The sequence below is a fragment of the Companilactobacillus sp. RD055328 genome (genome assembly GCF_022835675.1).
Taxonomy (GTDB): domain Bacteria; phylum Bacillota; class Bacilli; order Lactobacillales; family Lactobacillaceae; genus BQUT01.
In genome coordinates this window covers 291403-303010 of the sequence record NZ_BQUT01000005.1, presented here as the reverse complement: position 1 = coordinate 303010, position 11608 = coordinate 291403, and the positions used below count along the sequence as shown (strand labels likewise).

Here is an 11608-nt window from a genome sequence, read left to right as displayed (position 1 = left end):
TATTAATAATAAAATTGTTATGGAAAAATATATCACCAATTTATATGGGCATGGTAATGCTAGTACAGCAATGTATGCTCAACATATGGTTACTGACATTGCTAAGGATGAAGGGTATTTAGAGTTAGCAATTCCAACACTTCGTGCGTCAGAAGACTCAGATTCTGAATTAAGAAGCCAAATTGATGGCATTTTGACACCACTTTGGCCTGAAAATTTAGTGATTGCCCAGATGCCTTCTTGGAATGGGATAGCTTTTGATGAGGTATTTCTTGAACGCTTGCGTCAAAGAGTTGATAAGATGGTAGTCTTTGTTCATGACTTCGTACCGTTAATGTTTGACAGTAACTATTATTTAATGCAACGCTACTTAGATGCCTATAATAAGGCGGATTTAATTATTGTTCCATCTGAACAAATGGGGCAAAAGCTAGTAAGCGAAGGATTGAATATACCTTATATTATTCAAGAACTTTGGGACCATCCGACTAGTTTAGTACAACTAAGTAGACCTAGTTTTCAAAAAAAACTTAATTTTGCGGGTGACTTTGATAGATTTCCCTTCACGATTAACTGGGATAAAGATATTGACTTAGATGTATTCAGTCAGCCTAAAGGACCTAATGGAATAGTTTATAGTCATGATTACTTACATGTTAGAGGTTTCAAAAGTGATGAATTATTATTACATGAATTAAATCAAGGTGGCTTTGGTTTAGTATGGAGTGAGAATATTGAGAATCGATCTGAACGTGAATATTCGAAGATGAATGTATCATTTAAGTTCAGTGCGTACTTAGCCGCAGGTATTCCGATTATTGCTAACGAACTTTTAGCAAAACAAGAATTTGTTAAGAAAAATAAGATTGGTTATATTGCTAGTTCATTAGATGATGCAGTTGATTATGTAAAGAATATGTCTGAAGCAGAATATGATGACTTAATTAAGAATGTAAATAATGTTTCGTGGTTGATAAAAGATGGTTTCTTTACCAAAAAATTATTATTAGAAGTTGAAGAATTCTTACTCTTAAAACATTAAAGGTGAAATATGAAAAAATTTATTACTAATTTATATGGTCATAGTTTCTTTAGTACAGCTAGAAATGCTCAATTCATGTTTACTAAGATAGCTAAAGATCAAGGGTATATTGAATTGCCAGTTCCCACTAATGGGACCTTAAATGATTCTGATTCGGAACTTAAAGCGAGAATTGACACAATACTTGGTCGTGTTAGTAAAGATGACTTAATTATTTTACAAACACCTACTTGGAATAATTTTGAGTTTGAGGAAGCACTTATTAATAGAATTAAGGAATTAAATATTAAGTTAATTGTTTTCATTCAAGACTTGATTCCCTTGATGTTTGAGAACAACTATTATTTGATGCCACGCTTCATTGAAGCCTATGATAAGGCTGATTTAGTCATTGTTCCTTCAGAAAAGATGGGTAACAAATTATTATCAGAAGGCTTAACTACACCATATATTGTTCAAGGAATCTGGGATCACTATACAAGAACTAATGACTTCAAGTTGCCTACTTTTAAACGTGAGATTAATTTCATAGGTAATTTCATAAGATTCCCATTCTCAATTAACTGGGATAAGGATATTGACTTGAATGTATATTGTCGTCCCAATGGACCTGATGATACTACGGTAAGAAGTACCGAACATATGAATGTCAAAGGCTACATGGAAGATGAATTACTTCTTCATGAGCTGAATAACGGTGGCTTTGGTTTGGTGTGGAGTGAAGATATTGATAATCAAGCAGAACGCGAATATTCAACGATGAATGCTTCATATAAGTTCAGCACATACTTAGCTGCGGGGATTCCGATTATTGTTAACAAGGGACTAGCTAAGCAAAAATTTGTTGAAAAATATGGAATAGGGTATGTTGCTGATTCATTAGATGATGTAGCTGAATATGTAAAAAATATAACTAATGATGAATACAATGTGATGGCTCAAAATACAAAGAATGTCTCGGCACTCGTTAGAAGTGGTTTCTTTGCAAAAAAATTATTATTAGAAGTTGAAGAACAAATATTACTAGAGCACTAAGGGGAATTGAAATGACGATTTATAATCTCAATATTGGAATCGGCTGGGCAAGTAGTGGGGTTGAATATGCTCAAGCCTACCGTGCCAATATTTTTAGAAAAAACAATCAACATGCCAAATTTATTTTTACGGATTTATTTGAAGAGAATCTTCAACCAATGACAAAAAATATCGGTTTTGAAGATGATGAGATTATTTGGATGTATCAATATTTCACTGATGTGAAGATTAGTCCAACTACTTATACTATTGATGATTTAGAAGCAACATTCACGCAGAAGCTAGACTCAACTCATCCGACAACATTTGGTAAACAATATAACTTCAATGGTGGTAAGCTACGACTTAAAGCGCATGTAGATCGCCATTGTGGTGAAAATACAGTTTATTTAGTAGAAACTTTTATTAATGATGATTTAGTCCAAAAAGATTTCTATTCTTATGTAAGAACTTATTCTGAATACTATAAGCCAGTTAAGGACAAAGATAATCTATATCAACGTCGCTTCTTCAATGAAGATGGTTCAAGAGCTTATGATGAACTATTGAATGGTGCACAAAGTCTATATATCCTTAAAGATCGGACTATTTATTCTAAAGAAGCTCTAGCTGAATACTTCTTGAAATCATTAAATATGACTGAAGATGATATTTTGATTATGGATAGATCGACTGATAATGGGCCTTCTATTATCAAGACAAAGAATGAATGCAAAATGAAGGTCGGAGTAGTAGTTCATGCTGAGCATTATAATGAACCTCTTACAACCGATAAGCGAATTCTTTGGAATAATTTTTATGAATACCAACTTGAAAATGCTGGTAGTATCGACTTCTTCATTACTGCAACGGAGATTCAAAAACAAGTTATTGAAGATCAATTCAAGAAATATCACAAAGGCGATATCAAAATCTATGCTATTCCAGTCGGAAGTATTGATGAATTAACTCCTGGTGATAATCGTGTTCGTCATTCATTAATCACAGCTTCAAGACTAGCTAGTGAGAAGCACATCGATTGGCTTGTTGAAGCTGTTGCTAAAGCACATGAAAGTATTTCAGATATTAGCTTGGATATTTATGGTCGTGGTTCTCAAAGAAAGAAGTTACAGGATATGATTGGTAGATTCCATGCTAGTGATTATATCCATCTAAAAGGTCACCACGATTTAAGTGATATCTATTGTCAATATGATGCCTATGTATCTGGCTCCACAAGTGAGGGCTTTGGATTAACATTATTAGAAGCCGTTGGTTCTGGATTACCAATGGTTGGATTAGATGTTAAATATGGTAATCAAACATTTATTGATAATGGTAAGAATGGTTTCTTGATTGAATACCATAAGAATGATACGCCTAGAAATGTTAATGATTTCACTGAGACATTAGTAGAGTTAATGTCAGATGATAAGAAGCTAGCTGAGATGGGTGAATATTCATATAAGATTGCCAAGCCATTTCTTACAACTAGAATTCAAGAGATGTGGTTACAATTAGAAAAGGAGCAAGTCAATGATTAACTTATTCGATAAATATGATGCTAAAGCTGCTGACTTAATCCGTTCACTTAATACTGCTGGATTCAATAATCAAACAGTAATTCTTAATGATGATGGTTTCTTGTTTGATGGAGCAACATCACCAGTTGCATTTTTTACAGGGATGTATGATGAGTCTGAAACCTCAGAACCTAAGTTCTTCAATGAAGTGGCTGTTCCTAATTATTGGGAAATTAAGGGAAGCTCACAAAGTGGTGAGATATTTGAAGGTTACAAAAAACGTGGACAAATAGAATATAGTAATCGTGGCAATGATTACCGTATTATCAAAGAAGTTAAATGGTACAACGATATCGAACGTGTCCGTCAAGTTGATATGTATAACAAGTTTGGTAAGTTGTTTGGTAAGAAAACTTATAGTGATGGTGATTTGTCATTAACTAGTTATTTTAATAAACAACAACAAGAAGTTATATTATTCAATCACATTACTGATACGATTCAGGTTATGTATCAAGGTAAGAACTATGTATTTGATTCATATATTGATTTTGTGATTTTTTATTTTGATTGTGCAAAATTAAGTCTCGATAGTATTTATTATAATTCATTATCAATACCATTCTTCATTGTTGATAAGCTAGAAGCTAATCAGGAACCAGAAAACACTTCTCATGTATTATTCTGGCAAGAAGAGTCACAAGAAATGCCTGGTAATATGAGATCTATTATTGATTCTGAGGAATCTCTAACTAAGAAGATTATTGTTCAGAGTTATGATGAGTTTGTAAGACTTCAAAAACAAACCGATAATCAAGACATTTTAAGTTATCTTGGCTTCATCTATGATTATCATGACAATACCAATATGAACAACTCAATATTTGTTTTGACCAACTCTGATCAAGTTGAAGGTTTGAGTGAATTAGTCCAGGAATTGCCAGGATGGCAAATCCATATTGCAGCATTAACAGAAATGTCTAGTAAATTAATGGATTTTGAAAGACATGAAAATATTACACTTCATCCTAATACTACAATTGAAGAGATTAATGATTTATCTAGACAGTGTTCATTCTATCTAGATATTAATCATGGTAATGAAGTGGTGAATATTATTCGCCAAATATTTGATAATAACAAATTGATTTTCGCATTTGATAACACAGTTCATAACAAGGCATTTATTGATCCACAAAATATAATTAATCACGAACAAGTAACATTATTGAGTGATAAATTAAAAAATGCCGCAAAAAACTATGCTGATTATAAACAAGCTTTGTCAGACCAACGACAAGCAGCCGGACAAGCTACAATAGCAGAGTATAAAAGGACATTAGCATGACAGAAAAAAATCCTATCGAAAAAAAAATAACTCAAAAGACTGAAAAGATTCACGAAGAAACAAAATTAATCAACAAGAAGCCCAAGCATTCTGCCGTAGCAATTATTACTTCGGTTTTATTATTCGCCGGAATTGCGGCTGGATTAATTACAATTCTAATTAATATTTTTTCAAAATAACTGGAATGAAAGTAGTTAGTTAATTATGGATTTAAAGAAAATGTATCAAAAAATAGCATACAAAAAAATACTGTTCACACTTTTTGTGACAGTTATTTATATTGTTGGAAGTAATATAACTCTTCCAGGAATTAACGCTAAGCCAATGTTGACGTTATTGACTAAGAATCCTAACGCGGCATTTTCTTTGCAGATGGCAGGGATGTCATTAGATAGAATGTCACTTTTTTCAATCGGAATTGGTCCGTGGATGTCGGCGTTAATTTTGTGGAGGGCACTTACAGCTATCAAGATTCCTAAAATTGATAATCTAACAAAAAAACAGAGTTATATGGCGAAATTTTTTGCAAGTATGTTTTTTGGTGCTATTCAAGCAGCAGGCTTGATTTTACAGGGTAATCTTAATGAAGGCTCAACAACTAGATTAATAATGCTAATGATAATTCTATTATCTGGAGTTGCCGTATTAATTTGGCTAGGCAATTTGAATATGCACTATGGACTTGGTGGGGCAACTATCATTGTTATGGCAGGGATGTCTCGTGGGTTCATTCAGAGAATTCGAGCAGAAATTTCAACTATAAAATTCGATGATTACAAAACGATTTTAATCTTAATTGCCGTAATTATTGGTGTAATAATTTTTTCAGTCTTTACGATATTTTTTATTAACGGGCAGTTACGCCTGCCAGTTAAACACATTATGCTAAATAACAAATATGAATCAGAATCATATCTTCCAATATCTGTTAACCCTGCTGGTGGAATGCCTTTCATGTATGCTTTTACGATTGTGGCACTGCCTCAATATGCTATTAGTTTATTAAGTATTTATTATCCTGATTCTCAGATTCTTAGCACAGTAAATTATTACTTGAGTCAGGATAACCTACCAGGAATAATTTTTTTGATATTAGTTGTTATTCTACTTAGTTATGCATTCTCATTTGTTAATATTGATAACAAAGAAATAGCAGAGAACATGAAAAAATCAGGCGATTATTTTCCAAATGTCTACCCTGGAAAGAATACTGAGAAGTATCTGCATGACAAGGTTATGCGCGTGGCAACTGTAGGTACATTGTTTAATGTTTTAGTAATGGGTGTTCCAATGTTAGTGGGCGTTGTTTATCAGCCTATTCAAGAATGGGCATTTCTAATTACAATGTGGAGTATGTGGTTAATTCTAATTCAACAAATATTAATTCAATTCGTTTCATTATATGGACGTGGGAGTTACTCAGAGTTTGCGGAAGTCAAAATTAAAAGGAGCAAAAAATGATAACTTTTATTCCTTCATGGCATGAAAAGACAATTAATAACGTTTCATCAGATGACTTGATTGGTCAAGTTAAGTCATTTATGCATAGTGATGATGCGTATCAAGTCTTAGTAAGTAATTACATGCCTTTTTGTAGATATTTCTTGCATCGTTATGAAATCTTAGAGAGTAATTATTGGAATTTATTTGACGAGCTTCAAGGAATTACCGAAGTTCAACAAAGAGCCGTAACATTAGATGATTTCGATTTTGATGATGATATCCGATTGATTTATACTCCATTTGTTATTTTGGCCAGAAGTGATGACCAAACAATTGCTGAGATACGTACAGAGCAAAGTGGTCAGGTTCAAAGTGCTCTTTATTTTAAAGATGGACTACCTATTTATCATGATCACTATGATGATCGAGGATTCATCTCTTCACGAGAAATATTTCAAGATGAAAAATTATTATATACTAGCTACTTCAATCTTGATGGGGATTGGGTGTTGCATGAGTTTGCTGACAGTCATGTTGTGAAAGTTAATTCAGCTACTAACCAATATTTGTCACAGTTAGAATATTCGAATATGCATGAGATTGAATTCGAGATGTTGAATAAGAAACTAAGTGAATTAGATGATAATGATTCCATAGTTATGTCGATAACTGATGATAATTTTATGTACATGAAGAATGTTAAATTCAAAAAACAATTAACAGCTTCTTTTTTTGCTGATAGATTTACTTTTTCAAAAGACAAAAAGAAAATGTTAAAAGAGTTTGTCACTGATATTAAGAGTTCCTTGGTTGATTCTGATTCGAATTATGAACAGCTGAATAAGATTGTAGGGGACTTAAATACGATACATAAAATAAGTCCTTATGATACGAGATTCGAGTTTGGCAAGAGTCAAGAGATGAAAGAAGAAGTAATCTTTTTTGATGCTAGAAATTTGTCTGATAGCGATTTGCATGATGCAATATTAGAGATATTAAAATACATATTCAAAAACATGAAAAAAACTGGTGACGAGAAAGAAGACCGTAAGATTGGATTAACTCTTCGAGGTAATCTTGATGATGAAGATAAGTTAAAAGGTATTGTTAATGAAATAATTAATCAACTCTATCCAGATACACTTGACCTAATTAAACAATTTATGGAATTAAAGGCAAGTGAAAATCCGGTAGATCAGCTTTACTTATTAAAATTCAACTCGAATGTGAAGTTCCTTGCTGAAGTTATTGAAGGTATAGCTTATGAAATAATTAATACTGACGATGAGCTTATGAAGAGTTTGAATAGAGCTCGAATCATTGTTGATTTGTCACATCAACCGGATCAATTCACACAGATAGCTGCAATTAGTACTGGAATTCCACAAATTAACATGGTTAAAACTGAATTTGTTGAAGAGAACAAAAATGGGATTGTTATCAAAGATATAGCAAGTTTAAAAAAAGCACTTAATCGTTACTTAAACCAATTGAAGTATTGGCAAGATGCACGTGCGTACTCTGCACAGAAAATTTCGCAGTATTCTGGTGATGCTCTTAAAAATTATTTGCTAGAAATAACGGGAGAACAATAATGGCTGTAGATACAAAAATTTTGGTCTTGCAAGTTGGAAAGAATAATTGGCTTGATACTGTCTTGAACTTGGATGAATCCAAACAAGTAGAATGGCGTTATCTTGACTCTGATAATTATGTAGACGAAGATTTTAAGAAGCTAAAGAAAGAAAAAATTAATGTAACAGTATTTACTGATTCTGTTTCAGAAGAATTATTCAATAAGTTAAAGAATAATATTGAAGCATATTCTTTAATTATTGATAAGCAATTAGAGCAAGAGATTGATAAGCAAGTTATTGATTTGAAGTTGCCACATTTTTGGGATTTATCTGATAAACAGTCAGTAATTGATAGTATTGCTAGAGATTTCTTCAGTGGACAATTTGGGGTTTATTTACGAAGTTATCAAATCAAGGTTGATGAGAGTTTCACAGGTGGTATCAAACAAAATGGTGAAGCATATTTACAATTAAAAGGTGACTTCTCATCTGTTGATAATAAACCATTACTTACTTGGCAAAAAAATGTCTCTTTAGATGTTAATAATTTGGACCTGGTTTTACAATTTGAACATAGTGATGATGTTGAAATTGAATTGGTGTGTGAAAAAATTATTTCAGGATCTAATCTAATTTCTGAGGTTTTAACTTTTTCTGAATCTCAGATTCAATCTGGTATTACTATTGATAGTAATGAAGATGAAGCTTATATGGCTGTATCCTTAGTGGTTAAGGGTAGCGGAACCTTGAATGTAGGTCCATTGCATTATCGGATGTCTCGTCACGGTTATGGCGAGTTCTTACTTGGTGGTAAAAAAGTTATGGACCCCAAAAACAATGATGAGTTGTTTTATTTGCTTAACCCAGGTGACTTAAAACCACCTTTGACAGTATATTTTTCTGGTTTCAAAGGTGCCGAAGGTTTTGAAGGGTATTACATGATGAAAGCCCTCGGTACACCATTTCTATTGATTGCCGATCAGAGATTACAAGGTGGATCTTTTTACATAGGTAGTGACTATTTAGAGGATGCTATAACACAAGCTATACAAGATAGTCTTGATAAGTTAGGTTTTACTAATGATGATTTGCTTTTATCTGGATTATCAATGGGGACTTTTGGCGCATTATTTTATGGTACTAGGTTACATCCTAAATATATTGTTCTAGGTAAACCGATAGCAAGTATTGGTAATGCAGTTGCTAATCATACAATTGTACGACCTGGTATGGATTTCGTGGAGTCTTTAGATATGCAAAATATGCTGGAAGGTGATTTGACACCTAATAGCAGTCAAAGACTGAATGATAGATTCTGGAAACAATTTAAGAGTGCAGATTTTACTAATACGGAATTTAATATCGCCTATATGAAAAACGATGATTATGATGCAACTGCTTATCATGACTTATTAGATGTGTTGTCTATGTCAGATAGTAATGTTATTAGTAAAGGTGTACTGGGTCGACATAATGATAATACCAGTGCAATTGTTGATTGGTTCAATGCACAATATAAGCGAATTTTACGTAAGGATTATGGAAGAAAGGGGAAATAATATGAATTTTGAGATTAAATGGTATCAAGATAATAGTGATTATTTCTTCTATGGTTCAAAAGTTAAGTTTAATCATGATAAGTCCGTTAGTTTTCGAAATGATATTATGTCCCCAGGAACAAGTATTGTTCGCTGGTCATCGAAATTACCATTTCAATCAAATAGAATTCTTATGGAATTGCCATTGTTGAAACGTAATCAGAAGTATCAACTAACAGTTGATAGCAAGAGTATTCCTGAGAATAAGTTCTTCGTATTAATTACTTTTTTTGATCGTTTTGATAATAAAGTTGGCATGGAAGTGATTAAAAACAGTAATCAAGAGTTTGTTTATTTAGAAGATGCTTATAATTATCAAATTGAATTAATTAATAAAGGTGCAAGAATAATTGAGTTCGATAAGTTAGTTATTTCTGATTCAGTTGACTAATAAATAAGGGAGATAGACATGAATATATGGTATGGAAAAGTTGTCAGTGGTGCCCGCAATGTTCCGTTTAGAAATTATGGTGCAGCAGGAAAAGCTAGACAAGATGCTCACAAATTTTTAGAACAAATTGGTGCCAGGCCAATCCCGATGTTTGCTTATGACTGGGATGATGAGCCTGATGAATCATTAAATGGGCGTATGGATGGGATGCTATCTGAGATTAAAAAAGGCGACATCATTATTCAGTTATATCCTAATGGGACTAATTCGCCTAAATATTTGGAATTCTTTTTCAAGCGAGCACGACTTTATGGTGCTAAGGTCGTAGGTTATATTCATGATATTAATTTGTATCGTGGCGACTATAATGATTGGAAGAATAAAGAAGTCAATCCGGCTTTTAGTTATTACTTAGCATATATTCAATTAAGAGAGTTTGATGCTTTGATTTGTCCAACGGAAAATATGGCAGTGCAGTTACGTCATGATATAGGTTATGAAGGGCCAATAAGTATATCAGGACCTCATGGCTTCGATACGCTTATGGTTACTGATCGTACAGAAAAATCTGATACAGTTATTTTTGCTGGAAGTTTTGAAAAAAATAGAAGTCTTAATGAATTAATGGATAATTCACCAAGGATTAATTTTAATATTTATGGTGGTTCAAGCGGTGAAAATAGTGGTGAAAACGGCGTTAAATTCTATTTAAAAGAACATCCTAATGCTAATATCATGGGCAAGTTTGATCCAGATGCATTGATTATGTCACTTGAGGGAGCTTACGGATTAGTTTGGGATTCGTTAGACTATCCTGAAGTAATTGGGGGTAAAGGATTATATGAGATTTTAAATACTCCTCACAAATTTTCAATGTATATAGCGGCTGAAATACCTTTAATTGTTTGGTCAAAAATTGCGTTAGCCGATTATGTTCTTGAGAACAATATTGGCTGGGTGATTGATGATCTAACCCAATTAGAAGATTTGGTATTGAATATTACTGAAGAAGATTATCAACAAAAACTTGATAATCTTGAAGTGATTGGCGGAATGATTCGTTCGGGAATTCAATTGAAGAAATCAGTCTTTGAAATAGTTTCATTATTAAATGAAAAACCTTTATATGAGGTGGCAACCAACGAAGTTAATCCTGCTCCTGATCTGGGGATTGATAAGTTTATAATTGATCTATATAACAATGATTTAGAAGGGTTAAAAAACATTTATCTTTCAGATGAATTCTTGAATTATTTCCGAAATAATCTTTATCCGGATGAACCTAATTATGTTCGTGCTAAAGAAATATTGTTAGAAATTAATAAGATATAATTAAAGACAAATAAAAAAAACTTCCTAACTTAGGAAGTTTTTTTTATTTGTCTTTAATTTCGGGTGCTGGTGATGAATTTTGTAAGATTAAGGGAAGAATTGTTACTATAATGCCGAAGATTATAGAAATAATTAATGTAAGCATTGAATCGAATTTACCGTGAGTTAATGCTGATCCGATAAATCCGGCTACTTGTCCCAAAATGATTGCCCAAAAAACTGTCATAACGTACTTCATGTTATCATCTCGCTTTCAACTATTGAAAGTATTCTATCATATTTTTAATTGCTAAACCAACAAAGCTGATATAATTTTGTGACTTTGATATAATTTACTTAT

Annotated in this window: 11 protein-coding genes; 10 read left to right on the top strand and 1 reads right to left on the bottom strand. The window is 32.5% G+C overall.

From position 1 onward, the window contains the following. The first annotated feature begins 19 nt into the window (after nucleotides 1–19). From RD055328_RS03620 to RD055328_RS03575, 10 genes are read left to right on the top strand one after another with little or no spacing between them, the layout of a single operon-like run. Nucleotides 20–1042 carry a beta-1,6-galactofuranosyltransferase gene (locus RD055328_RS03620; protein ID WP_244087444.1) on the top strand — a complete coding sequence of 341 codons (1023 nt, stop codon included), beginning with the start codon at nucleotides 20–22 and terminating at the stop codon, nucleotides 1040–1042. A gap of 9 nt (nucleotides 1043–1051) precedes the next feature. Continuing rightward, nucleotides 1052–2077: a sugar transferase gene (locus RD055328_RS03615; protein ID WP_244087443.1), complete on the top strand. Its 1026-nt coding sequence runs from the start codon at nucleotides 1052–1054 to the stop codon at nucleotides 2075–2077. Between the two features lie 11 nt (nucleotides 2078–2088). Beyond that, complete coding sequence (gtfA, locus tag RD055328_RS03610; RefSeq protein WP_244087442.1) at nucleotides 2089–3600, top strand: accessory Sec system glycosyltransferase GtfA; 1512 nt, start codon at nucleotides 2089–2091, stop codon at nucleotides 3598–3600. Continuing rightward, nucleotides 3593–4927, top strand: coding sequence for an accessory Sec system glycosylation chaperone GtfB (gene gtfB / locus RD055328_RS03605; RefSeq protein WP_244087441.1), 1335 nt, complete (start codon nucleotides 3593–3595; stop codon nucleotides 4925–4927). Before gtfA ends, gtfB begins: the two co-directional genes overlap by 8 nt. After that, the gene (locus RD055328_RS03600; RefSeq protein ID WP_244087440.1) at nucleotides 4924–5106 is read left to right on the top strand and encodes a hypothetical protein; all 183 of its coding nucleotides are present in this window, start codon (nucleotides 4924–4926) and stop codon (nucleotides 5104–5106) included. The genes gtfB and RD055328_RS03600 overlap by 4 nt, the downstream gene beginning before the upstream one ends. Before the next feature lie 25 nt (nucleotides 5107–5131). Beyond that, the gene (gene secY2, locus RD055328_RS03595) at nucleotides 5132–6388 is read left to right on the top strand and encodes an accessory Sec system protein translocase subunit SecY2 (RefSeq protein WP_244087439.1); all 1257 of its coding nucleotides are present in this window, start codon (nucleotides 5132–5134) and stop codon (nucleotides 6386–6388) included. Then, nucleotides 6385–7965: an accessory Sec system protein Asp1 gene (gene asp1 / locus RD055328_RS03590; protein ID WP_244087438.1), complete on the top strand. Its 1581-nt coding sequence runs from the start codon at nucleotides 6385–6387 to the stop codon at nucleotides 7963–7965. The genes secY2 and asp1 overlap by 4 nt, the downstream gene beginning before the upstream one ends. Continuing rightward, a complete protein-coding gene (gene asp2, locus RD055328_RS03585; protein ID WP_244087437.1) occupies nucleotides 7965–9506 on the top strand; it encodes an accessory Sec system protein Asp2 in 1542 nt (513 codons plus the stop codon). The genes asp1 and asp2 overlap by 1 nt, the downstream gene beginning before the upstream one ends. A 1-nt stretch (nucleotide 9507) precedes the next feature. After that, a complete protein-coding gene (gene asp3 / locus RD055328_RS03580; protein ID WP_244087436.1) occupies nucleotides 9508–9936 on the top strand; it encodes an accessory Sec system protein Asp3 in 429 nt (142 codons plus the stop codon). A gap of 18 nt (nucleotides 9937–9954) precedes the next feature. Further along, a complete protein-coding gene (locus RD055328_RS03575; RefSeq protein ID WP_244087435.1) occupies nucleotides 9955–11268 on the top strand; it encodes a hypothetical protein in 1314 nt (437 codons plus the stop codon). Between the two features lie 43 nt (nucleotides 11269–11311). On the opposite strand, the gene RD055328_RS03570 is transcribed toward RD055328_RS03575, so the two are convergent. Continuing rightward, the gene (locus tag RD055328_RS03570; protein WP_244087434.1) at nucleotides 11312–11506 is read right to left on the bottom strand and encodes a YjzD family protein; all 195 of its coding nucleotides are present in this window, start codon (nucleotides 11504–11506) and stop codon (nucleotides 11312–11314) included. Nucleotides 11507–11608: the final 102 nt, after the last annotated feature.

Coding starts and splice junctions, on each gene's coding strand:
- RD055328_RS03620 (WP_244087444.1), top strand. CDS start 20: ATGGAAAAATATATCACCAATTTATATGGGCATGGTAATGCTAGTACA.
- RD055328_RS03615 (WP_244087443.1), top strand. CDS start 1,052: ATGAAAAAATTTATTACTAATTTATATGGTCATAGTTTCTTTAGTACA.
- gtfA (WP_244087442.1), top strand. CDS start 2,089: ATGACGATTTATAATCTCAATATTGGAATCGGCTGGGCAAGTAGTGGG.
- gtfB (WP_244087441.1), top strand. CDS start 3,593: ATGATTAACTTATTCGATAAATATGATGCTAAAGCTGCTGACTTAATC.
- RD055328_RS03600 (WP_244087440.1), top strand. CDS start 4,924: ATGACAGAAAAAAATCCTATCGAAAAAAAAATAACTCAAAAGACTGAA.
- secY2 (WP_244087439.1), top strand. CDS start 5,132: ATGGATTTAAAGAAAATGTATCAAAAAATAGCATACAAAAAAATACTG.
- asp1 (WP_244087438.1), top strand. CDS start 6,385: ATGATAACTTTTATTCCTTCATGGCATGAAAAGACAATTAATAACGTT.
- asp2 (WP_244087437.1), top strand. CDS start 7,965: ATGGCTGTAGATACAAAAATTTTGGTCTTGCAAGTTGGAAAGAATAAT.
- asp3 (WP_244087436.1), top strand. CDS start 9,508: ATGAATTTTGAGATTAAATGGTATCAAGATAATAGTGATTATTTCTTC.
- RD055328_RS03575 (WP_244087435.1), top strand. CDS start 9,955: ATGAATATATGGTATGGAAAAGTTGTCAGTGGTGCCCGCAATGTTCCG.
- RD055328_RS03570 (WP_244087434.1), bottom strand. CDS start 11,506: ATGAAGTACGTTATGACAGTTTTTTGGGCAATCATTTTGGGACAAGTA.